A 23,139-nucleotide genomic window follows, 5' to 3' on the forward strand; every position below is an offset into this window, starting at 1 on the left:
CGTACGGCCGGCCCGGTGGGCGGCCCGTCAGGCCAGCTGCCGCCGTACCAGCTCGTGCAACCGGCCGCCGGTGTCCGCGAGCAGCTCGGCGGGCGGGCCCTGCTGGGCGACCTTGCCGTCCTCCATCACGATCACGCGGTCGGCGTCCAGCACCGTGGACAGACGGTGGGCGATGACGATCCGGGTGGCGTTGAGGGCCTTGGTGGACTCGATCACCGTGCGCTGCGTCTCGTTGTCCAGGGCACTGGTCGCCTCGTCGAAGAAGAGGACGCGCGGCCGGCGGATCAGCGCCTGCGCGATCATCAGCCGCTGCCGCTGGCCCCCGGAGACCGCCCCGCTGCCCGAGACGATCGTGTGCAGGCCCATCGGCATCCGCCTGATGTCCTCCGCGAGCCCCGCCATCTCGGCCGCCGCCATCACCTCCTCCGGCGTGTACGGCTCGGTGCCGCAGATGACGTCCAGGATCGAGCCGGTGAACGGCTGCGCGTGCTGGAGCACCACCCCGCACTGCCGGCGCACCGCCGACTGGTCGAGCGCGGCGAGATCCTGGCCGTCGTACAGGACGCTGCCCGACAGCGGCCGGTCGAAGCCGATGAGCAGCCTCAGCAGGGTCGACTTGCCGCAGCCGCTGGGGCCGACGACCGCCACGAACTCACCCGGCCGGATACCGAAGGACACGTCGTCCAGGACCAGCGGCCCGTCGTCGGTGTACCGGAAGGACAGCCGCCGCGCCTCGACCGCCCCGGACAGCGGCCCCGGCCGGGTGCTCCCCGTACGCACCTCGGGCGTGGCGTCCAGCACCGGCCTGATCTCCTCGAACAGCGGCAGCGCGGCCACCGCCGACACGAACGCACCGGTCAGCTGCGTGACCGAGGTCAGCAGCATCGTCACCGCAGCGTTGAAGGTGAGGAACTCGGCCGCCGACATCGAACCGCGCGCCGGACCCGCCAGCAGCATGAACATCAGCAGCGTGCACAACGGCAGGTACACCGCGCCGAGCACCGCGTTCAGGTTCTTGATCCGCCCCGCCTGCTGCTGCAGCTCACGACTGCGCGCGAACTGCTCCGCCCACGCCGCGTACGCGTAGTTCTCGGCCGCCGCGACGCGCAGTTTGGGCAGCCCGCGCAGGGTCTGGAACGCCTGGTTGTTCAGTTTGTTGGTGAGCTTGACCAGCCGCCGCTGCCAGCGCACCTGCCACAGCCCGAGCCCCAGGAACACGGCGGCCACGACCACCAGCATGCCGATCGCCGCGAGCGCCATCGGCACGCTGTACCAGAGCAGCAGCCCCAGGTTCATCGCCCCGACGGTCACCGACTGGGCCACCGTCGGACCGACGCCCGCCAGCAGTCTGCGGATCGCGCTGATGCCCATGGCCGCGCTGGCCAGCTCACCGGTGGAGCGCTCGGTGAAGAACTTCGTCGGCAGCCGCAGCAGCCGGTCCCACACCGCGGGCTGGAGGGTCGCCTCCACACGTCCTTCCAGCCGCAGGATGGTGAGGTTCTGCATCAGCATGAAGGCCGCCGCGACGACGCTGCTCAGCATCACCGCGAGGCAGACCTGCACGATCAACCCGGTCTGCGCCTTCGGCACGAACTCACCGAGCACCTTGCCGGTCGCGATCGGCACCAGCGCGCCGAGCCCCACCGTCACCAGTCCGGCGAGCAGCAGACCGGTCAGATCGCCGCGCGTGCCCCGCATGCAGAACCGCAGCAGCCGCAACGGGCTGAGCCGGTGCTCGGGCAGCGGCCGGTAGAACATCACCGCTCGCGGCTCGAACTCCTCGGCGTTCGCCTTCTCGACCGGCGTCTCGCGGCCGGTCGCGGGGTGGACGGCCGCATAGCCGCCGCGCCGCCACAGCAGCGCCACCGGCGCTCCCGACAGGGCGCGGTGACCGATCAGCGGACCGACGTCGTCCCGCCACCAGCGCCCGTCCAGCCGCACGGTCCGGGTGCGCACGCGCGAGGCGACGGCGACCCGCTCCACCGGGTCGAGCCGGTCGCTCTCCGTGCCGTTCTGCGCGGGCTCGGCGAGCGGGATGCCGGCGGCACGGGCGACCAGCTTGCACGCCGCGTACGTGGCGTCGGCGTCGGCGGCCGTGGCGCGCGGCCCCGACCGTTTGCCGATGGAGGCCAGCAGGGTCCGGTCGGCCTGGGCGCGCACCGCCTCACCGGCCTTGATACCGGCCGCCGTACGGTCCTCGTGGGTGCGCTCCAGCTGCTCGATCCAGCGGTCCAGCGTGGTCAGCAGGCGGTACTGCTGATCGACCAGGCTCTGCCACAGCGCCGGGTCCATCAGCAGGTCGGCGGCCGCCTCGTCGCCGTACAGCGCCCCGTACTGCACGCTGCCGGGCGGCACCTGCATCCAGAACACGTCGTCGTCGGTGGGCGCCGCGGCCCGCTCCGTGGCCATCGGCGCCTGGAAGAGAACGGTCAGGCCGCGGCCCACACCCAGGGCGAGGGCGTACTCCAGCGGGCTCGTCGTCGGCGGTACGTACTGGGGGTTGCCGTACTCGTCGTACGACCAGGTCTGGGTGCTCGCCGGCTGGTACAGCTCGCGCAGTCCGATGCGGTGCACCACGCAGTCCCGCAGCGGACGCGCGACCAGCGTGTGCTGGGGCCCGGCGACCGGCCCGAGCAGCACCGACCCCGCCTCCAGGCGGCCCAGGTGGTGCCAGTGGCCCTGTTCCCCGGCGTCCACCGCGAACAGGTCGACCGCGCCGGACGCCACCAGCCACAGCACCTGCGGACCCTCCAGGTCCAGGCGGTTGAACCCGGCGCAGTCGACGCGGGTGCCCAGCGAGCCGAGCGCCCCGAGGACGAGGTCGCCCTGTCCCTCTTGCACGGCTCTCATCTCACCGCTCCCTGACCAGCGCCGCGTACGCGCCACCGTGCGCGACCAGTTCCTCGTGCCGTCCGCGCTCCACGACGGTGCCGTGCTGGAGTACGACGATCTCGTCGCTGTCCCGCACGGTGCTGAGCCGGTGCGCGATCACCACGCAGGCACAGCCGCGCCGGCGCAGGTTGTCCATGACCACCAGCTCGGTCTCCGCGTCCAGGGCGCTGGTCACCTCGTCGAGGACGAGGATGCTGGGCCGGCGAACCAGGGCCCGCGCGATCTCCAGGCGCTGGCGCTGCCCGCCGGAGAAGTTGCGGCCGTCCTGCTCGACACTGCTGCGGATGCCGCCCGGGCGGCGCATCACCACGTCGTACAGCGCGGCGTCCCGCAGGGCGTCCACCACCGCGTCGTCCGGAACCGACGGGTCCCACAGCGCCACGTTGTCGCGCACGGAACCCTCGAAGAGGAACACGTCCTGGTCGACGAAGGAGACGGAGGACGCCAGCGCCCCGCGCGGGATGTCCTCCAGCCGCTGCCCGTCGATGCGGATCACGCCGTCCCACGGGGCGTACAGCCCCGAGATCAGCCGGGACACGGTGGACTTGCCGCTGCCCGAGCCGCCGACCAGGGCCACCTGCTGCCCCGGTCCGACGGTCAGGTCGAAGCCGGTGAGCAGGGGCTTGTCGAGCGGGTTGTAGCCGAAGGACACGTTCTGCAACTCCACGTGGCCGTGCAGCCGGCGGGTGGAGTCGACACCGCCGGGGCGGTCGTGGAGCGGGTCGGCGCGGAAGTTCTCCACGTCCTTCAGCCGGGCCACGTCGGCGGCGAAGTCCTGAATGCGGCCCGCGACGCCGTTCAGGCGGGTCAGCGGGGCCGTGAAACGGACCACCAGCGCCTGGAAGGCGACCAGCAGGCCGACCGAGATGTGACCCTCGACCGCCCGCATGCCGCCGATCCACAGGATCAGCCCGCTGTTGAGCGTCGCGAGGGTCGGCGCGACCACGCCCAGCCAGGCGCTCGGCACCCCGAGTCGTTGCTGCTCCTCCAGGGTGGTGGCGTGCTGTCCCGCCCACTTGCGGAAGTAGCCGTCCTCGCCACCGGTCGCCTTCATCGTCTCGATCAGCTGGAGGCCGGTGTACGCGGTGTTGGTCAGCCGTGCCGTGTCCGCCCTGAGCTTCGCCGTACGGGTCGCGCGCAGCCGGATGACGATACGCATCGCGAGGATGTTGAGCAGCGCGACACCGATGCCGACGAAGGTCAGCTGGGGGTCGTACGTGTACAGCAGTACGGCGTACAGGACCACGACTATGGCGTCGACGCCCGCCGCGGCGAGGTCGCGGGCCAGCGTCTCGGCGACGGCGTCGTTGGACTGGAGGCGTTGTACGAGGTCGGCCGGGCTGCGCTGGGAGAAGAAGGTCACCGGCAGCCGCAGCAGGTGGCGCAGGAAGCGGGCGCTGGAGAGGGTGGAGGAGATGATGCGGCCGTGCAGCAGGTTCGCCTGCTGGAGCCAGGTCAGCACGATCGTGAGGAGCACGCAGGCGCCCATCGACGCGAACAGCACGCCCAGCAGCGAGGTCTGCCCTCCGATCAGGAACATGTCGATATAGGTGCGGCTGAGCGCGGGCACCGCCGCGCCGACCGCCACCAGCAGCAGGCTCGCCAGCACGGCGGCGGGCAGCGTACCCGCGGTACCGCGCAACCGGGCCGGCATAGCGCCCAGCACGCCCGGTTTGCGGCCGCCCCGGGTGAAGTCGTCGCCGGGCTCCATGGTCAGCACGACCCCGGTGAAGGACCCGTCGAAGTCCTCCAGGGACACGAAGCGGCGGCCCTTGCCGGGGTCGTTGATGAACACCCCGCGGCGGCCGAAGCGGCGCCCCACGCCGTCGTAGACGACGTAGTGGTTGAACTCCCAGAACAGGATCGCCGGTGCGGTCACCTCGGCGAGGGCGGCCAGGTCCATCTGCATGCCCTTGGCGGTGAAGCCGTAGCCGCGCGCCGCCTTCAGCAGGTTGCCGGCGCGCGAGCCGTCCCGGGAGACGCCGCAGGCGATGCGCAGCTCCTCCAGCGGAACGTGCCGGCCGTAGTGGCCGAGCACCATGGCGAGCGAGGCGGCGCCGCACTCCACGGCCTCCATCTGGAGGACGGTGGGAGTACGGACGGTCTTCGCCCGGCTCCTGGGCACCCTGCGCTTTTGCGGGGCGGCGCGGCGTCTGCCCCGGGTCTCCTGTGCGGTGCTCACGGCAGCAGCCAATCGACGGGACGCTGATCGGCCAGCCGGATGGAACCCGTGGCCATGGTCATGGAGGTCAGGCCGAACGGCGGTCCGTCCGCGGACGACCACTCGTAGCCGCTCTTCGTGGACTTCGAGGTGTCCAGCCGGACCGTCACGGCCACCGGCCTGCCCTCCTTGGTGAACTGCTCGCCGAGCTGGCTGTCGCCGAGGAACGCGGAGATCGTCTGCGCCGACTGCACCGAGCGGTCGACCGACTTCACCTCCCCGTGCAGTACGCCGTACTGCTGCGTCGGCACCGACTGGACGGTCAGGTCGACGGACGCGTGCGCGGGAATGGCGGCGGCCTTCTCGGCGGGGACGTAGACGGTGGCGTAGAGCGGGTCGCCCGCGTGGGCGACCTTCTCCACGGAGGCGACGTTCGCGCCGGTCTGGATGATCTGCCCGACGGTGGCGGCGAGCGCGCTGACCCGGCCGGCGTCGACCGTGCGGACCACGGTCTCCCCCTCGCCCGTACGCACTTTCAGCACGGGGGAGTCGGCGGCGAGCCGCTCGCCCTGGCGTGCGAGGACGGCGGTGACCTGGCCGGAGACCGGGCTCTGGAGGAGGTAACTGCCCTGTCCGTGCGTGAGGATGGCCGGCGCGCCGACCGTGGAGGTCACCGAGCCGCTCACCGCCCACACCGACGCGGCGGCCATCGCGACCACGGTCACGGAGAGCACCAGCCAGCCCTGCGGGCGGGCGAAACGCACCGGAAAGTCGAGTTCCTCCGGTGACTGGAGTTTTGCGAGGGCCTGTTGGCGGAACTGCACGTCGGACGTATCCCAGAGTTTCCGGAGAAGCCGCGGAGAAGAAGCCGCAGAGAAGGAGCGGCGCAGGAGAAGCCGCGGAAGAACGGCCGAAAAGTCCCGGAGCCTGGAGGGCTCCGGGACTCAGCGACACATGGGCGCGATCAGAGACCGGCGACCAGGCCCGTGACCGGGGCCGTGTTCAGGCCGGTGACACCCTCGACGGTGCCGACGGCGGTGTTGAGCAGGCCGGAGACCGGGGCGATGCCGTCCACCAGGCCGGTGACGGTGCCGACGGCGTTGACGTTCAGGCCGCCGGAGACGTTGTCGAGGTCGGCGTCCGAGATCTCGACGGTCTCAACCTGGGGGGTGGAGTTCATGATGGAACTTCCCTTCGTATAGCTATTTCACAAGGGGGGAGCGGCCCCCTCTGGGGACAGATGACGGCCGCGACCGCGGGCGCCGGGCGCCCCGTTCCGGAGCCCTCCGCGGCCCCCGCGGTGCGATGGATCAAAGCACGCGGCCGGTCCGCGCTTCCAATCAATCACCCCGCCCCACCAGGGCACTTGCAACGCCCGGGCGTCCAACCGTGCAGGTGCGCGCACGCCTTCGCGGCGACTTCTTCACATGCGCCGCGGCATCGTCCCGTGCGACCCCTTGCCCGTACGGAGGCGAATCCGGCACACCCGTCCCAAAGACGTGCGGAGTGCTTCGGATCTGTGCAGATATCCCAACGAGGATGACCGGGTTGAGCATTCGATGTGCAGATTCGCTGAAGCATGGATTCCGCTCCGTGATCGGAACAGAACGTCGCCGCACGAACGCGGAGTGTGCCGATCCGGCGGGATTGAACGGCCTGTCCGGCCCGTGCGTACCAACAGCCATCCAGGCGCCCCCCAACAGCCGCCCAACCGGCGGCACGGACCCCGTCCCAGGAGGTCGAGAAGGTTGAGTCACAAGCGAATGCCGAAGCGCAGGGCCGCGATGGCGGCAGGCGGTGTGGTGGCGCTCGGCGCGGCCGCCATCCTGCTGCCGAACGCCAACGCCTCGCAGGACGGCGGGTCCTCGGACGACGCCGCGGCGGCGCCGAGGACCCTGAAGGCGGGGGACGCGTCGGATCTCGCCTCGCAGCTCGCCGGCCTGCTCGGCGACGCCTTCGCCGGGTCGTACTACGACGCCGGCGAGCAGCAACTCGTCGTCAACGTCGTACCCGGCGACAACAACCAGGTCATCGTGCAGGCGAAGAAGGCGGGCGCGGACGTCCGCGAGGTCGACAACAGCATGGGCGAGCTGCGGACCGGCGCGCAGACGCTGAAGTCCGAGGCGACCATCCCCGGCACCTCGTGGGCGATCGACCCCCGCACCAACAAGATCCTGGTGACCGCCGACACCACCGTCACCGGCGCCGACTGGGACCGGCTGGAGTCCACGGTCGAGAGCCTCGGCTCCGGCATGGCGTCCATCAAGAAGTCCCAGGGCACCTTCAAGACCTTCGTGTCCGGCGGTGACGCCCTCTTCGGCGGCGGCGCGCGCTGCTCCCTCGGCTTCAACGTCACCGCGGGCGACGGCTCACCCGCCTTCCTGACGGCCGGTCACTGCGGCGTCGCGGACGACCAGTGGTCCGACGCGCAGGACGGGCAGCCGATCGCCACCGTCGACCAGGCGGTCTTCCCCGGCGAGGGCGACTTCGCGCTCGTCACGTACGACGACCCCGCCACCGAGGCGCCGAGCGAGGTCAACCTCGGGGACCAGACCGTCCAGATCAGCCAGGCCTCGGAGGCGACGGTCGGGCAGCAGGTGTTCCGCATGGGCAGTACGACCGGACTGGCCGACGGCCAGGTCCTCGGCCTGGACGCCACCGTCAACTACCCGGAGGGCACCGTCACCGGCCTCATACAGACCGACGTCTGCGCCGAACCGGGCGACAGCGGCGGCTCCCTCTTCACCCAGGACGGCCTCGCGATCGGACTGACCTCCGGCGGCAGCGGCGACTGCGCGGTGGGCGGCGAGACCTTCTTCCAGCCGGTCACCACGGCCCTGGAGGCCGTCGGCGCCACCCTCGGCGGCGAAGCGGCGGGCGGCGCGGGCGAGGAGGCCGGCGGCGCGGGTGACCAGGCGGGCGGCGAGGACGCCGGCGCCGGTGACCAGGCAGGCGGGGAAGAGGCCGGCGGCGACGCCGTCGGCGGCGGCGATGAGGCGGGCGGCGCCGGTGTCGGGGATGCCGGTGATGGTGCCGGTATTGGCGATGCAGGTGACGGTTCCGGTGTCGGGGACGCCGGTGACGGCACGGGCACCGGCAGCGGGGACGGCTCCGGCCTGACCGGCTGATTCGAAGGTCCCGCGCCTTCGTCACAGGCTCGGGAACCACCGACCGGCTCCCCGGGAGCCGGCCGGCGGTGAGCGGCGGTCCGGCCCTCCGGCGGGAGGACCGGACCGCCGCGCTGTCAGCGCCGCGCGCCCGCGCCCGCGCCGTACGCGTCGGGGTGCCGGGTCCGTACCGCGGGTCCGAGCCGGGGCCGTTCGCGTCGGGGTGTCGGGTCCGTACCGCGGGTCCGAGCTCGGGCCGTGTGCGGCGGCCCCGACCCTTCGCGGCGTGCCCCGCGCCGCCCTCCGCGACCGTGCTCGTACGGGTGCCCAGGCGCGACCCGCGACCGTGCTCGTACGGGTGCCCAGGTCCGACCCGCGCCCGTGCCGGTGCCCAGTACCTGACCCGCGCCCGTACCGGTGTCCTGCGCCCGCGCCGGCCCACGAGCCGCCCCGTGCTCGCCCCGCCTCACCTCCGGCCCCCGCCCCGCCGGCCAGGCGCGTCGCCCGCCGGCCAGGCGCCCAATGTCACTCGCGTGCCCGCAGCAGCATCAGCGCGATGTCGTCGGGGCGTTCCTCCGCGCCCGCCTCGTGCCGCACCAGATGGTCGGCGAGTTCGTCCAGCGGCAGGTCCCCGGCCTCGGACAGCCGGTGGGCCAGGTCGGCGAGGGCGTCCTCGAAGTCGACGTCGGGGGACTCCACCAGACCGTCGGTGTAGAGGGCGAGCAGGGAGCCGGGGGCGAGGGCGACCTCCGTGCGGGGGTATTCGGCCGAGGGGTCGATGCCCAGCAGGGGGCCCCCGGGGACTTCCAGCACCCCGACCTGCCCGTCCGGACGGCGCAGCAGCGGCGGTGGGTGACCCGCGCGGGCCAGTACCGCCCGCCCGCGCCCCGGGTCGAGCCGCAGGTACAGAGCGCTGACGAACAGCTCGGTCCCGAGGTCGATCAGCAGCCGGTTGGTGCTGCGCACCACCTCCTCGGGCGCCTGGCCGACGGCCGTGTACGCGCGGACCGCGGTGCGGACCTGTCCCATGAGCCCGGCCGCGGTCACGTTGTGACCCTGGACGTCCCCGATCACCGCCGCCGCCGTGTCCCGGGCCGGCACCAGGTCGTAGAAGTCGCCGCCGATGTCCATGCCCCGGGTGGCCGGCAGATAGCGGGCGGCGGCCTCGATACCGGGCAGCGCGGGCAGCGAGTGCGGCAGCAGCGCCTCCTGCAGCCCGTGAGCCAGCCGGTGTTTCGCGTCGTAGAGCAGGGCCCGGTCCAGGGCCTGCGCCACCAGCCCGGCCAGGCTGGTCAGGATCGCCCGCTCCTCCGTCGTGAAGGAGTGCGGCCGCTCGTAGGCGAGCACACAGGTGCCCACCGGCCGTCCCGAGGCGATCAGCGGCAGGAAGGCCCAGGCCGCGAAGCCGTCGTGCGTACCGCGTCGTGCCGGGTACAGACGCTCCAACTGCTCCCAGGACTCGAAGAACGCGGGCACCCCCGTCCGGAGGACCTGCGCGCCCGGGATCCGCTCGGTGAGCGGCGTACCGTCGAAGCGTTCCGCGGTACGCCGGTCCCGATAGCCGCGGTGCCCCAGAACGTGCAGCCGGCCGGCCCGCGAGCCGAGGACGACCAGGCCCTGGCTGCCCACGGTCGGGGCGATCTCGTCCGCGATCAGCTGCACGACGTCCTGCACACCCACCGCGTCGGACAGCGCGCCGGTCAGACTGACCACCTGGGAGATGGTCACCAGCCGCGACGGGGTGCCCTCGTCCGGCACCGGCTCGGCGGGACCCGGCCGCGACACGCCCCGGGCCCGGCTGATGCGGACGCTGAGCCCGGTCCGGGTCGGATACAGCCGGAACGACAGCCAGTCGCCGGGCGGACGCAGCGCGACGAAGGACGTGGCGTGCTGGCTGAACAGCGCGGCCCGGTACCGGTCCTCGTACACCGGGTCGTTGAGCCACGGCACCGACGTCCACAGCTGGGTGCCCAGCAGACCGGTGACCGGTACGTCCAGGAGCTCGGCCGCCGCCGGGTTGGCGAAGCCGACCCGTCCGTGCAGGTCGAGGGAGCACAGCCCGTACGGCAGGCGCCCCACCATCCGCACGGCCTCCAGCGAGCCGAGCGTGCCCGGCGCGCCCCCGACCACCGGGGCGGCCAGCAGATCGGGCTCGGGGTGCACGGGGACACTCGCCGCGGCAGCCCGCTCCAGCCGCACCGCCAGGCGCTCGCTGGCCGCCGTCAGCTGGTCACGCTCCCGGTCCGACAGCGCCGGGGAACGCGTACCGGGCCAGGTCAGGAAGACCGCGCCGTACACCGTGGACTCGGTCGCGACCGGCAGCGCGACCAGCGCGAACGGATAGGGCAGGACGACCGCGACCCGGGGATACCGCCGCGCCATCTCCTGCTCGTCGCCGACCCAGATCAGCCGCCGCCCACGCACCGCGTCGGCCACCGGGACCCGCGCGTGCAGCGTCACCCGTTCCCAGGGTGCCGCGAACGCCCTCGGCAGCCCCGCCATCACCGCCATCTCCAGCACCGGAGGATCGGCACCGAGCAGGTACACCGCCCCGGAGTGCGCGTGGACGTCCTCCATCATGGCGGCCAGCGCCAGGGACAGCACCGGGTGACCGCCGGATGCCCCCGCGTCCACGGGCACCGGTGACGTCGGCCGGTCGTCGGACACGCCGACCACCTCCTCGCACGGCGGCGCCCGTGGGCCCCCGGGTTCAAATCTCCTCCCCGAGGGCCCGCCGCGCACGGCGAGCGCCATATCGGCACGTTCGGCACTTTCGGCATGTTCGGTGCGCGCGGCGCGCGCCGCGCGGTGTCTCGTGCCCGCGCCGGGGCCAGTCCCGCATCGCGCCCGCGAGCCCTTCCACGCGTCTGCTCGCCGGTTCCCCGTCCGCAGGGGCTGCGCAGATGTCCCATAAGCGCTGTAATGGCGGCGTGGTCAGTGAGGGCGCTGCGGAACGCGGATCGAGAACGCTGCGTGCCGAGGGTGCCCTGAAGGCGATCGCGTCCGGCCCGGACCCGGGCGAGCGGCTGCGCCGCGTCCTCGAACAGGCGCTGGTCTTCGCGGGCGCCTCCTTCGCCGCCCTCTACACGCCCGGCGAGAACCGGGAGCTGCTCTGCCTGGTCGAGTCGGTCGGTGTGCCGCGGATCCTGTACGGCGTGCGCGACAGCTACCCCGCGTCCGGCGGCTCCCCGGTCGCCGACGCCCACCGCGGCGGCAGGCCGGTCTGGCTCGGACCCGAGGAGTTCGCCGGATCGGCCGAGTCGCGGCGCGTGCCGTCGAGCGGCTTCTCCCTCGCCACCCTGCCCGTGCACGGGGACGGCGGCGGGTGCCTCCTCGCCCTGACCGAACGCCCGCAGGGCTTCGACGGCGACGACCGGGCCTGCCTCGAACTGATCGCCGACGCCGTGACCTGCCCCGCCCCGGCCGCGGTCGCCGAGGCAGGGGAACTGCAGCCGGGCGCCTTCACCCTGGCCATGGACAGCGGCCGGGTCGAGATCGGCGACGACGTCCTGTGCCTGTTCGGACTCGCCCCGGGCGAGTTCGACGGCAAGGTCGAGACGCTGCTCGGCCTGACCGTGCCCGAGGACCTGCCCTCGCTGATGTCGGTGACGGAGGCCGACCACATGACCATCGGCGACCGCGAGCTGGAGTTCCGGGTGTTCCAGCCCACCGGCCCGCCCAAGTGGCTCCGGCTGAGCGGACGGCTGCTGCCCGGCGGGGAGGGGCAACCGGCCCGTCTCGTCGGTACCGTCGCCGACGCCTCCACCCTGCGCCCCGACGTGACCGACGTGGCCCGAGTCCAGCGGCTGGCCGCCGCGCTCGCCACCGCCGGCACCGTCCGGGACGTCAGCCAGGCCGTGGTCGCCGCGCTGCGCAGGCCGCTGCGCGCCGACCGGATCGCGCTGGCCGAGCTGGAGAACGACCGGCTCGTCGTCACCGTCCTCGACCCGCCCGAGCCCGAGTCCTGGCCCGGGCTGTGGCGGCTGGAATGGCGCACCGAGTGGCCCGACGCGCCCGTACGGGCCATGCCCACCCTCGCCGCCGCGCTCCGTGAGGGCCGGGCCCGGATCTGGCCCGCCGGCACCGGCGACCTGGAACCCGCCCTCGCCGACGTCGGCCCCGGCGGCCTCGCCGTCCTGCCGCTGCCCGCCGGCGGTCGCATGGCGGGCGCCTGTCTGATCGGCTGGGACACCCCGCACGACTTCGGCCCCGACGAACGCGCCCTGCTCACCGCCTCCGCGGGCCTCGCCGGGCAGGCCCTGATGCGCGCCCACGCCTTCGACGCGGAGCACGAACTCGTCGGCATGCTCCAGCGTCAGCTGCTCCCGCGCCGCCTGCCCAGACTGCCCGGCGCGGTCGCTGTCGCCCGCTACCTGCCCAGCACCGCCGGACTGGAACTGGGCGGCGACTGGTACGACGTGATCCCGCTGCCCGACCACCACGTCGCCCTCATCATCGGCGACGTCCAGGGCCACAGCGCCGGCGCCGCCACCCTCATGGGCCAGATGCGCACGGCCCTGCGCGCCTACGCCGTCGAGGGCCATCCGCCGGACGTGGTCGTCTCCCACGCCAACCGGCTGCTCATGGACATGGAGAGCGACCTCTTCGCCACCTGCGTCTACGTCGACCTCGACATGGAGGAGGGCTCCGCCTGGTGCGTCCGGGCCGGGCATCTGCCGCCGGTACTGCGCCACTGGGACGGTACGACGGAGATCGCGGAGGTGGAGGGCGGCCCGCCGCTGGGCGTGGTGACGCAGGCCGACTTCCCGATGAGTCCGCTGCGGGTGCGGCCCGGCACGCTGATCGGCCTCACCACGGACGGCCTGGTGGAGTCCCACGACGCCGACATCGACGAGGGCATGGACCGGTTCGCGCACGCCCTGGCCGCCTCCGACCCCGCCCACCTCGGGCTCGTCGCCGACGCCCTGCTCGGCGACGCCCGCCGCAGCGACGACGTCGCCCTGCTGCTGGTGCGCTACGACGGCATGGCCCTGCGCCCGCTGCGGGAGAGCTGGTCGGTGTGGCGGCTGCCCGAGGCCGTGCGGCACGCCCGCCGTTTCACCCGCCGGACGCTGCGCTCCTGGGGAGTCCCGGACGACGACATCGACGGCGTCCTCCTGATCGTCTCCGAACTGGTCACCAACGCCCTCGTGCACACCGACGGCAAGGTCCGCCTCGACCTCACCCTGATCGGCGCCCGGCTGCGCGTCGCGGTCGCCGACGCCTCGCCCCGTACGCCCGTCAAGCCGACCAGCATCGGCTGGGAGGCGACGGGCGGGCGCGGCATCCTCCTCGTCGAGGCGATGTCGGCGACGTGGGGGACGCTGCCGGTCAGCGGCGGCAAGCAGGTCTGGAGCGAGATCCCCCTGCGCCCCGCCCCGGAGTAGGTGCCGGTGCCGCTTCGCCGGGTACCCGACGGGCCACACACCACGAGCGAGGGAGCGAGGGATCACGACATGACCCAGTACGTCCGCGACATCATGACCGGCGACCCGGTGACCGTGGAGCCGCAGACCTCCGTCACCGCGGTGGCCCGCATCATGCGCGCCCAGGACCTCGGCGCCGTCCTCGTCACCGACGGCGACGAACTGCGCGGTCTGGTAACCGACCGTGACCTGGTGATCCGGTCCGTCGCGGAGGGCGGCGACCCGGAGCAGAACACCGTGGCCGGGGCGTGCAGCGACGACGTGGTGACCGTGCAGTCCGACGACGAGCTGAACCACGCCGCCGAGCTGATGCGCGAGCACGCCGTACGACGTGTCCCGGTCGTCGACGACGGACGTCCCGTCGGCATCGTCTCCCTCGGAGACCTGGCCATGGAGCGCGACCCGGAGTCGGCGCTGGGCGACATCAGCGTGGCCCGGCCCAACCCGTAAGGGCGCCGGCGCCGGTGTTTCGCGGAGTCCCGCCCGGGGACCCGCACGGCAACGGCACCGGACGCAGAAGGAAGATGATGCATCGTGACCACGGACACCAGCGAGAAACCCGTTGTCCGTCGCCTGGAGACAGGGTGGTCGAAAGCCCGCCGTCTGCGGAGCAGAGGCGCCATGCGCACCTGGATACCGGCGGTCGAGGACGGCAGCGTCGCACGCGCACCGCAATGGGGCCAGGAGTCGAACATCGTCAGGGGCGAGGACTGACCGCCCGGGGGGTGACGGAAGCTGCCCAGCGCGCCGGCCATGTGCCGGCGCGGTGCACGTCCGGGCCGGTCGCGGACCACACGGGGCACGCCGGTAACCTCGGGGGTCCCGTACCGTCCGTTCCCCTCCGACCGCGGCAAGGCACAGCACCGTCAATGAACCTTCTGGTCACCGGCGCCGCCGGATTCATCGGCTCCCGGTACGTCCGGACGCTCCTCGCTCCCGGCCCGCCCGAGCCGCCGCGGATCACGGTCCTGGACGGTCTCACCTACGCCGGCACCCTCGACAACCTCGACCTCGGCAACCCCCGGCTGGAGTTCGTGCACGGTGACATCCGCGACGCCGCACTCGTCGACAAGCTGATGGCCGAGGCCGATCAAGTGGTGCACTTCGCCGCCGAGTCCCACGTGGACCGCTCGATCCACGACGCCGCCGAGTTCGTCCTCACCAACGTCGTCGGCACCCAGACCCTGCTGGACGCGGCCCTGCGCCACGGTGTGGGCCCCTTCGTGCACGTCTCCACCGACGAGGTCTACGGCTCCGTCGACTCCGGCTCGGCCACCGAGGAGCACCCGCTGCGGCCGGGCTCCCCGTACTCCGCCTCGAAGGCGTCGGGGGACCTGCTGGCCCTCTCGTACCACCGCACCCACGGCTTGGACGTACGGGTGACCAGGTGCTCCAACAACTACGGCCCGCACCAGTTCCCCGAGAAGCTCGTGCCGCTCTTCGTCACCCACCTCCTCGACGGCCGACGGGTCCCGCTCTACGGCGACGGGCGCAACGTCCGCGACTGGCTGCACGTCGACGACCACTGCCTGGGCGTCGACCTCGTGCGGACCCGGGGCCGGGCCGGCGAGGTGTACAACATCGGCGGCGGCACCGAGCTGAGCAACCGCGACCTCACCGGCCTGCTCCTCGACGCCTGCGGCGCCGGCTGGGACCGGGTCGTGCGGGTCGAGGACCGCAAGGGCCACGACCTGCGTTACAGCGTCGACTGGAGCAAGGCCCGCGACGAACTGGGCTACCGCCCCCGCCACGACTTCACGGCCGGGCTGGCCGGGACCGTCACCTGGTACCGGGACAACCGTTCCTGGTGGGAGCCGCTCAAACGACGCACGGCCTCATAGACGCCGTTACGCGGAACAGGCCACATCAGCCCCCTTCAGGGCCTGTCGTTTGGATCGTGCCGCCCGAGCGGCGCGGTCTCGCTCAGCCGACCTGATCCAAACGACAGGCCCCTAGGCTGGACCCGTGCGCCTGCTGCTCATGTCCGACACCCACCTGCCGAAGCGGGCCAGGGAACTGCCCGCGCCGCTACTGGCCGAGATCCCCCGGTCCGACGTCGTCCTGCACGCGGGCGACTGGGTCGACACGGCCACCCTCGACCTGCTGGAGAGCCGCAGCCGCAGACTCGTCGCCGTGTACGGCAACAACGACGGGCCCGGGCTGCGCGCCCGGCTGCCCGAGGTGGCGTACGCCGACCTCGGCGGTCTGCGCTTCGGTGTCGTCCACGAGACGGGCGCCGCCCAGGGGCGCGAGAGACGCTGCGCCGACCGCTACCCCGACCTCGACGTCCTGGTCTTCGGACACAGCCACATCCCCTGGGACACCACCACCGACACCGGTCTGCGCCTGCTCAATCCCGGTTCGCCGACCGACCGGCGGCGTCAGCCCCACTGCACCTACATGACGGCCGAGGTCGCCGGCGGCAGGCTCGCCGACGTCGAACTGCACCGGCTGCCGAGGCGGTAGGTCGGCCACCCGGCGAGGGCCTGGGCCGCAGGGGGGAGAAAGAGAGGGGGCAGCGCCCGTGAGGACGCTGCCCGGTGCGGCCCGGGACGCTCCGTGTCGGAGGAAGCGGCCCGGGCGCTTCTGGAGTGCGCTGTCACGGACCTCCTTCCGAGGGAAGTAGTGCCGAGGACATGCATGCCTCATCCGTTGCCGGGCGGTTACCCCTCCCGGGCGGGCTCACACACATGGATTCGGACGACATGTCCGGCGCGGGCCGCGCGGCACCTCAGCCGGCCGACGGCCCCGTCCAGTCCGCCGCCACGTGTCCGATACGTACGCGCTGGGGGTGGTCGCCGACCGGGACGGACACCGACTTCTCACCGGTGGCGAAGTCGATGGCCGTGACCTGGTCGGACCCGCTCTCGGAGACCACGCAGTGGGTGCCGTCACCGCTGACCGTGGCCCAGTACGGCTTGGCGGCGGGGACGAGCGGCCCCTCCTGGAGCGTCGTGCGGTCGACGACCGTCGCGTAGTCGTCCATCGTGCCCGCCACGCACAGCTTGGCGCCGTCCGGGCTCATGGAGATGCCGTGGTGCCGCGAGTCGTTGACCCAGGTGGTGCGGTCCTCGCTGGTGGCCGGGTTCTTCGGCAGGGTCTTCGTCCGGGTGATCCGGTCGGCGGCGATGTCGTACTCGAAGAAGCCGTTGAAGAACGAGACCTGGAAGTACAGCTTGGACTCGTCGGGCGAGAAGACGGCGGGCCGGACGGCGTCGGAGCGGTCGTCGAGACCGATCGCGTCGAGGCGCTCGCGCATGTCGATCACCTTGACCCGCTCGTACGTCGTCGCGTCCACGACCGTGATGCGCCGGTTGCCCTTCGTCCAGTCCAGCCAGGGGGCGTCGAGCGCGGTGTTCACCTCGCCGATGGACATGTTCCAGATGTACTTGCCGTCACTGGTGAAGATGTTCTCGTGCGGCTTGTCACCGGTGCCGAAGGAGCCGAGTTCCTCGCCCGTCCGGATGTCCAGGACGTGCACGGTGTTGGAGGTCGAGGCCGACACCGCGACCCGGGTGCCGTCGGGGGAGACCGCCATGTGGTCGGAGCGGTAACCCGAGACGGGGAAGCGCCAGTCGATGGCGCCGGTGGCGAGGTCGATGGAGACGACGTCGGCGAAGCTCGGCCGGGAGACGACCACCGACCCGCCGTCCGGAGTCGAGTACATGTCGTCGACGAACTGGTCGTGTCCCTCGCCGACGCTGTTCCGGATGGCCTGGAAGTAGATCCACTTGATCGGATCGGCGTTGATCTCGGCCATCCGCTCGTCCCGGTCCGGGATGACGTCGATCCGGCCGATTCTCGCGAAGTCACCGGTGGAGCGGATGACGTCGGCGGTGCCGTCCCAGTTGTTGCCGACGAACATCACCTCGCGCAGGCTGTCCCGGGCGTTCGGGGCCGCCGCGGCGGTGGTCGCGGGGGCGGCGACGGTGAGGGCGAGGGCGGCGGCTACGGCGCAAAGGTGCCTGGTACCGAAGGCAGGCATGCTGCTCTCCTCTGGCAGTGGGCGTGATGGGGGCGGTGGGGCGCGATTTCTGAACACAGCCGCTTTCAGAGTGAACTTACTGCAAAGTAAGGAAGGGGTGCCCTTCTCCACAAGACCGCGGTCACGACAAAATCGGCCGCGGGGTGAGGGGTTGGCGCGGGAGGGGGACCGGGTGGCGGGCAGACTCAGGGCGCCGACGGGCCGCTACGGCGGCAAGTCCGCCGCGCAGCGACAGGCGGAGCGGCGCGACCGCTTCCTCACCGCCGCGCTCCAGATGTTCGGTGACACGCCCGGCTACCGCGCCACGACCGTGGCGGCCCTCAGTGAGGCCGCCGGACTGTCCACCCGCCAGTTCTACGAGGAGTTCCGCACCCTGGAGGACGTGCTCGCCGCCCTCCACCTCCAGGTCAACGCCTGGGCAGCGGAAGCCGTCCTCGCCGCGGCGGCCGACGCGCGCGAACTTCCGCTTGCCGAACGGGCCGCCGCGATTTTCCGGGCCTACGCCGCCGACGTCACCGGCGACCCGCGCCGCGTCCGCATCACCTTCGTCGAGATCATCGGAGTCAGCCCGCGCCTGGAGGAGCAACGGCTGGCCCGCCGCGCCCGCTGGGTCGACCTCATCTGCGCCGAGGCCCACTCGGCCGCCGCGCGCGGGGAGGCGGCGCCCCGCGACTACCGGCTCGCCGCCACGGCGTTCATCGGCGGCGTCAACGGCCTGCTCCACGACTACAGCGCGGGCTGGGTGGACGCGACCCTCGACGAGGTCGTCGACGAACTGGTCCGCCAGCTCCTGGCCGTCCTCCGCCCACCGGGCTGGAGCCCCGCCGCCCCGGCGAGCTGATCACGCACGCGCCATGGCAGGGCGCTGTCCGGTGCCAGGTGCCACGGGCGAGACGCGCTGACCCGGTCGGCCGACGGTGCGCCCGGACACAGACCGGCCACGGCGGCCCGGCACCCGCGGACCGGGCCGCCGCGGACAGGCGCCGCTACTCGTCCCAGGCCTGGATGGTGGTCTGCTCGACGATCCTGCCGTCCCGCAGCGACAGCATCGACTCGGCGAGGACCCGCTCACCGTCCGGATACGTGCACTCCTCGGTGAACGCGGCGTGGTCCCCCTGGACGACGCAGCGGTCCAGCCGGTGCGTCATGTCGCGGCTGTACACGTCGTCGAGCATCTCGGCGATCTCGTCCCGGCCGTGCAGGACCTTGGGACGGCTGGGCTGGTCGTACCTGTCGACGATGCGGACCTCCGCGTCCGGCGCGTAGAGCGACACGAGGGGTGCCGCCGTCCGTCCTTCGATGCCCCGGCGCAGCGTTTCGGTGTCGAAACCGGGGACTGCCGTGGTACCCATGACGACCTCCTTCGAAGGCCGCGGCCCGGGGGAGGGAGGAGCGGGCCGCCGTGGCCCTCTCCTTCGAGCTTCCTCCGTCCCGAGGCCCAAGGCAATCGCGGCCGGGCCACTGGTCCTCACGAGTGAGCGGCGCCGCCCGCCCGTGTCCGGGCCCCGCCCGCGCGCGTTGCTCAGAGCATGATCTCCACACGACGTATCGTCGCCGCCGTCGGGCTCGCCGCCGGTGTCACCGGCCTCGCCGCGCCGACGGCGAGTGCGGCCGAGACAGGCGCGCTGGGCACGGAAAAGCTCAGCGTGACGCAGACGCTGGACTCGCTCGCGGTCAGTGACATGCCCGCCGAGGACCGCGCCCGGATGCCGCGGCCCTCCCAGCAGCTGAACCGGCTCCAGGACCTCCAGCAGCTCCAGCACGTCACCGGCCTGGTCTCGCCGCTGTTCGGTGCCATCCCCGCCCTGGGCTGACCGCCGGACCGACCCGCCGTCGAGGGCCGCCCGGCTCCGGGCGGCCCTCGACGCGCGTCCGCACGCGCCCGGCTCAGCCGCCGGTGGCCAGGAACTGGGTCGCCGCCAGCTCCGCGTACAACGGATCGGCGGTCACCAGCTCCCGGTGCGTGCCGACCGCGCGGACCCGCCCGGCGTCCATCACCACGATCCGGTCGGCCATCGTCACCGTGGACAGCCGGTGGGCGACGACCAGCACCGTCGTCGTCCGGGCCACGTCGGCCACGGTGTCCCGCAACGCCGCCTCGTTGACCGCGTCCAGCTGCGAGGTGGCCTCGTCGAGCAGCAGCAGCCGGGGACGGCGCAGCAGCGCCCGGGCGATGGCCACCCGCTGGCGCTCACCGCCGGACAGCTTGGTGCCGCGGTGCCCGACCAGGGTGTCGAGGCCCTTCGGCATCCCGGCCACCAGACCGTCCAGCCGGGTCGTCTTCAGCACCCCGGTGAGCGTGCCGTCGTCCGCTTCCCCGTTGCCCAGCAACAGGTTGTCCCGCAGCGACCCGGACAGCACCGGGGCGTCCTGCTCCACGTAGCCGATCGCGGCCCGCAGCGAGGTCAGTTCCCAGTCCGCCAGGCTCCGCCCGTCCAGCGTGATCTCCCCCGACTCGGGGTCGTAGAACCGCTCTACGAGCGAGAACACGGTGGTCTTGCCCGCACCGGACGGACCGACGAACGCCGTCATCCCCCGGGCCGGCACATCGAAGGTCACCCCGTGATGGACGTACGGCAGATCGTCCGCGTAGCGGAAGCGGACGTCGTGGAAGACGAGGGAGGCGGGCCGGTCCCCGGCGGAGGGCAGCGGGGCGGCCGACCGCACCGGCGGCTCGGCGGGCAGCCGCAGCGCCTCCTGGATGCGCACCAGTGCCGCCGCACCCGTCTGGTACTGCGCCACGGCGCCGATCACCTCCTGCAGCGGGGATATCAGGAAGAACACGTACAGCAGGAACGCGACCAGCGTGCCCACGTCCACGGCTCCGGTCGCCACCCGTGCCCCGCCCACCGCCAGCACCGTGATGAAGGCGATCTGGATGGCCAGGCCCGCCGTGTTGCCCGCCGCCGCGGACCACTTGGCGGCCCGTACACTCTGCCGCCACGACTCCTCGGCCGCGTCGTGCAGCACCCGCTCCTCCCGGTGCTCGGCACCCGACGCCTTCACCGTGCGCAGGGCGCCCAGCACCCGCTCCAGCGCGGCCCCCATCACACCGACGGCCTTCTGGGCCTCCTTGCTCGCCCGGTTGATGTGCGGCGCGATCAACCCGATCACCGTCCCCGCGCCCGCGATCACCGCCAGCGTCACCCCGAGCAGCACCGGATCGACCAGCCCCATCATCACGATCGTCGCCACCAGCGTGAGCCCGCCGGTGCCGAGGCCGACCAGCGACTCGGAGGTGACCGTGCGCAGCAGCGTCGTGTCGGAGGTGATCCGGGCCATCAGGTCACCGGGCTCGGTGCGGTCCACGGCCGCGACGCGCAGCCGCAGCAGATACGACGACAGGGTGCGCCGCGCGTCGAGCACCACCGACTCGGCGGTGCGCCGCAGCACGTAGGAACCCAGGGCGCCCACCACCGCGTTGGCCACGACCAGACCCGACATGGCGAGCAGCGCGCCGGTGATGGCGCGATCGTGCGACAGGTCGTCGATCAGGCCGCGGGCCACCAGCGGCAGCAGCAGCCCCGTCCCTCCGGTGAGCAGCGAGAGCAGCGCGCCTGCGAACAGCGCGCGGCGGTGCGGCCGGACGTAACCCAGCAGCAGCCGCCAGGCGGGCGGACCGGTCTCCGTCTCTGCGATGCTCACGACGCTCCTTCGATGAACGGACGGCGGCGGACGGGCGGACGGCTCAGGTTATGTCGCCCTGTCGTCGGCCCGTACCGATCAGTTGAGCGTAGGGTCGGAGGGATTCATCGAGTGGCCGAAGAAGGAGTCCAGACCATGGCGCAGGAAGTACGCGGCGTGATCGCACCGGGCAAGGACGAACCCGTGCGGATCGAGACGATCGTCGTGCCCGATCCCGGACCGGGCGAGGCCGTGGTCGCCGTCCAGGCCTGCGGGGTGTGCCACACCGACCTGCACTACAAGCAGGGCGGCATCAGCGACGAGTACCCGTTCCTGCTCGGCCACGAGGCCGCGGGCGTCGTGGAGTCCGTCGGCGCCGGCGTCACCGACGTGGCCCCCGGCGACTTCGTGATCCTCAACTGGCGCGCCGTGTGCGGCAAGTGCCGGGCCTGTCTGCGCGGGCGGCCCTGGTACTGCTTCGACACCCACAACGCCGAGCAGAGGATGACCCTCGCCTCGACCGGCCAGGAGCTCTCCCCGGCCCTCGGTATCGGTGCCTTCGCCGAGAAGACGCTGGTCGCCGCCGGACAGTGCACCAAGGTCGACCCGGCCGTCTCCGCGCAGGTGGCCGGACTGCTGGGCTGCGGGGTGATGGCCGGTATCGGTGCCGCCATCAACACCGGCAACGTCGGCCGCGGCGACACGGTCGCCGTGATCGGCTGCGGCGGCGTCGGCGACGCGGCGATCGCCGGTTCCCACCTGGCCGGGGCGGCGAAGGTCATCGCCGTGGACATCGACGACCGCAAGCTGGAGACCGCCCGGGGCATGGGCGCCACCCACACCGTCAACTCCCGCGAGAACGACCCCGTCGAGGCGATCCGCGAACTGACCGGCGGCTTCGGCGCCGACGTGGTCATCGAGGCGGTCGGCCGTCCGGAGACGTACCAGCAGGCCTTCTACGCCCGGGACCTGGCCGGCACCGTCGTCCTCGTCGGCGTACCGACCCCCGAGATGAAGCTGGAACTGCCGCTCCTCGACGTCTTCGGACGCGGCGGATCCCTGAAGTCGTCCTGGTACGGCGACTGCCTGCCCTCCCGCGACTTCCCGATGCTCATCGACCTCCACGTCCAGGGCCGCCTGGACCTCGGGAAATTCGTCACGGAGACCATCCGGCTCGACGAGGTCGAGAAGGCCTTCGAGCGGATGCACGCCGGTGACGTGCTGCGTTCGGTGGTGGTGCTGTGATGGCCGCCCGCATCGAACGCCTCGTCACCTCCGGACAGTTCAGCCTCGACGGCGGTACCTGGGACGTCGACAACAACGTCTGGCTCGTCGGCGACGACCACGAGGTGATCGTCATCGACGCCGCCCACGACGCCGACGCGATCGCCGAGGCCGTCGGGGACCGCAGGCTGACGGCCATCGTGTGCACCCACGCCCACAACGACCACGTCAACGCCGCGCCGGCCCTCGCCGAGCGCACCGGCGCCGTCATCTGGCTGCACCCCGACGACCTGCCGCTGTGGCACCAGACCCACCCCGACCGCGACCCCGACGCCTGGCTGACCGACGGCCAGGTCATCGAGGCCGCCGGCGCCGACCTCACGGTCCTGCACACCCCCGGGCACGCCCCCGGCGCCGTCTGCCTCCACGACCCGGGTCTCGGCGCCCTCTTCAGCGGCGACACCCTGTTCCAGGGCGGGCCCGGCGCCACCGGACGCTCCTACTCCCACTTCCCGACGATCATCGACTCGATCCGCGACCGGCTGCTGGTCCTCCCGCCCGAGACGAAGGTCCACACCGGCCACGGAGACCCGACCACCATCGGAGCCGAGGCCCCGCAACTGGAAGAGTGGATCAAACGCGGGCACTGACCCTTCGCGGGACCCGCGGAGTGCGGGACCCGCGGAGTGCGGGACCCGCGGAGTGCGGGACCCGCGCAGT

General features: G+C 72.6%; 18 protein-coding genes. 10 read left to right on the forward strand and 8 right to left on the reverse strand.

Annotated features, from left to right (window positions below):
• Positions 1 to 27: 27 nt before the first annotated feature.
• From ACIQ1J_RS08640 to ACIQ1J_RS08655, 4 genes are all read right to left on the reverse strand, one after another.
• The gene (locus tag ACIQ1J_RS08640) at positions 28 to 2,850 is read right to left on the reverse strand and encodes an NHLP bacteriocin export ABC transporter permease/ATPase subunit (RefSeq protein ID WP_403555318.1); all 2,823 of its coding nucleotides are present in this window, start codon (positions 2,848 to 2,850) and stop codon (positions 28 to 30) included.
• A 1-nt stretch (position 2,851) separates the two neighbouring features.
• Positions 2,852 to 5,074, reverse strand: a complete 2,223-nt coding sequence (locus ACIQ1J_RS08645) for an NHLP family bacteriocin export ABC transporter peptidase/permease/ATPase subunit (protein ID WP_403555320.1) — start codon at positions 5,072 to 5,074, stop codon at positions 2,852 to 2,854.
• Complete coding sequence (locus ACIQ1J_RS08650) at positions 5,071 to 5,877, reverse strand: HlyD family efflux transporter periplasmic adaptor subunit (protein WP_403555322.1); 807 nt, start codon at positions 5,875 to 5,877, stop codon at positions 5,071 to 5,073. Before ACIQ1J_RS08650 ends, ACIQ1J_RS08645 begins: the two co-directional genes overlap by 4 nt.
• 140 nt (positions 5,878 to 6,017) lie before the next feature.
• Positions 6,018 to 6,233 (reverse strand): hypothetical protein, encoded by a 216-nt coding sequence (locus ACIQ1J_RS08655; RefSeq protein ID WP_003978108.1) that lies wholly within the window; start codon positions 6,231 to 6,233, stop codon positions 6,018 to 6,020.
• 568 nt (positions 6,234 to 6,801) lie between these two features.
• Between ACIQ1J_RS08655 and ACIQ1J_RS08660 the strand changes: the two genes are divergently transcribed.
• Complete coding sequence (locus ACIQ1J_RS08660) at positions 6,802 to 8,181, forward strand: S1 family peptidase (protein WP_403555324.1); 1,380 nt, start codon at positions 6,802 to 6,804, stop codon at positions 8,179 to 8,181.
• Positions 8,182 to 8,685: 504 nt separating this feature from the next.
• On the opposite strand, the gene ACIQ1J_RS08665 is transcribed toward ACIQ1J_RS08660, so the two are convergent.
• Positions 8,686 to 10,836: a SpoIIE family protein phosphatase gene (locus tag ACIQ1J_RS08665; RefSeq protein ID WP_403555326.1), complete on the reverse strand. Its 2,151-nt coding sequence runs from the start codon at positions 10,834 to 10,836 to the stop codon at positions 8,686 to 8,688.
• Between the two features lie 227 nt (positions 10,837 to 11,063).
• Between ACIQ1J_RS08665 and ACIQ1J_RS08670 the strand changes: the two genes are divergently transcribed.
• The 5 genes from ACIQ1J_RS08670 to ACIQ1J_RS08690 all read left to right on the forward strand — a co-directional run bounded on the left by ACIQ1J_RS08670 (position 11,064) and on the right by ACIQ1J_RS08690 (position 16,052).
• A complete protein-coding gene (locus tag ACIQ1J_RS08670; protein WP_403555328.1) occupies positions 11,064 to 13,547 on the forward strand; it encodes a SpoIIE family protein phosphatase in 2,484 nt (827 codons plus the stop codon).
• A gap of 69 nt (positions 13,548 to 13,616) precedes the next feature.
• Positions 13,617 to 14,036, forward strand: coding sequence for a CBS domain-containing protein (locus tag ACIQ1J_RS08675; protein WP_403555330.1), 420 nt, complete (start codon positions 13,617 to 13,619; stop codon positions 14,034 to 14,036).
• A gap of 84 nt (positions 14,037 to 14,120) precedes the next feature.
• Complete coding sequence (locus tag ACIQ1J_RS08680; protein ID WP_403555332.1) at positions 14,121 to 14,300, forward strand: hypothetical protein; 180 nt, start codon at positions 14,121 to 14,123, stop codon at positions 14,298 to 14,300.
• 155 nt (positions 14,301 to 14,455) lie between these two features.
• On the forward strand, positions 14,456 to 15,427 hold the full coding sequence (gene rfbB, locus ACIQ1J_RS08685) for a dTDP-glucose 4,6-dehydratase (protein ID WP_403555334.1): 972 nt from the start codon (positions 14,456 to 14,458) through the stop codon (positions 15,425 to 15,427).
• Between the two features lie 124 nt (positions 15,428 to 15,551).
• On the forward strand, positions 15,552 to 16,052 hold the full coding sequence (locus ACIQ1J_RS08690) for a metallophosphoesterase family protein (RefSeq protein ID WP_403555336.1): 501 nt from the start codon (positions 15,552 to 15,554) through the stop codon (positions 16,050 to 16,052).
• Between the two features lie 265 nt (positions 16,053 to 16,317).
• Here the strand turns inward: ACIQ1J_RS08690 and ACIQ1J_RS08695 are convergent, their stop codons facing one another.
• Entirely contained in the window at positions 16,318 to 17,571 is a 1,254-nt protein-coding gene (locus ACIQ1J_RS08695) for a YncE family protein (RefSeq protein ID WP_210958210.1), read from the reverse strand.
• A gap of 172 nt (positions 17,572 to 17,743) precedes the next feature.
• Here ACIQ1J_RS08695 and ACIQ1J_RS08700 point away from each other — a divergent pair, with 172 nt between their 5' ends.
• A complete protein-coding gene (locus tag ACIQ1J_RS08700) occupies positions 17,744 to 18,412 on the forward strand; it encodes a TetR/AcrR family transcriptional regulator (RefSeq protein WP_403555338.1) in 669 nt (222 codons plus the stop codon).
• A 145-nt stretch (positions 18,413 to 18,557) separates the two neighbouring features.
• Here the strand turns inward: ACIQ1J_RS08700 and ACIQ1J_RS08705 are convergent, their stop codons facing one another.
• A complete protein-coding gene (locus tag ACIQ1J_RS08705; protein ID WP_403555340.1) occupies positions 18,558 to 18,923 on the reverse strand; it encodes a nuclear transport factor 2 family protein in 366 nt (121 codons plus the stop codon).
• A gap of 177 nt (positions 18,924 to 19,100) precedes the next feature.
• On the opposite strand from ACIQ1J_RS08705, the gene ACIQ1J_RS08710 reads away from it, so the two are divergent.
• Complete coding sequence (locus ACIQ1J_RS08710) at positions 19,101 to 19,385, forward strand: hypothetical protein (protein ID WP_403555342.1); 285 nt, start codon at positions 19,101 to 19,103, stop codon at positions 19,383 to 19,385.
• 73 nt (positions 19,386 to 19,458) lie between these two features.
• On the opposite strand, the gene ACIQ1J_RS08715 is transcribed toward ACIQ1J_RS08710, so the two are convergent.
• A complete protein-coding gene (locus ACIQ1J_RS08715) occupies positions 19,459 to 21,216 on the reverse strand; it encodes an ABC transporter ATP-binding protein (protein ID WP_403555344.1) in 1,758 nt (585 codons plus the stop codon).
• A gap of 135 nt (positions 21,217 to 21,351) precedes the next feature.
• Here ACIQ1J_RS08715 and ACIQ1J_RS08720 point away from each other — a divergent pair, with 135 nt between their 5' ends.
• Together ACIQ1J_RS08720 and ACIQ1J_RS08725 are read left to right on the forward strand one after the other, a co-directional pair.
• Positions 21,352 to 22,440, forward strand: a complete 1,089-nt coding sequence (locus ACIQ1J_RS08720) for an S-(hydroxymethyl)mycothiol dehydrogenase (RefSeq protein WP_403555346.1) — start codon at positions 21,352 to 21,354, stop codon at positions 22,438 to 22,440.
• Entirely contained in the window at positions 22,440 to 23,069 is a 630-nt protein-coding gene (locus tag ACIQ1J_RS08725; RefSeq protein ID WP_403555348.1) for an MBL fold metallo-hydrolase, read from the forward strand. The genes ACIQ1J_RS08720 and ACIQ1J_RS08725 overlap by 1 nt, the downstream gene beginning before the upstream one ends.
• Positions 23,070 to 23,139 lie beyond the last annotated feature (70 nt).

The organism is Streptomyces sp. NPDC097107 (assembly GCF_044762405.1).
GTDB classification, from domain to species: domain Bacteria; phylum Actinomycetota; class Actinomycetes; order Streptomycetales; family Streptomycetaceae; genus Streptomyces; species Streptomyces thinghirensis.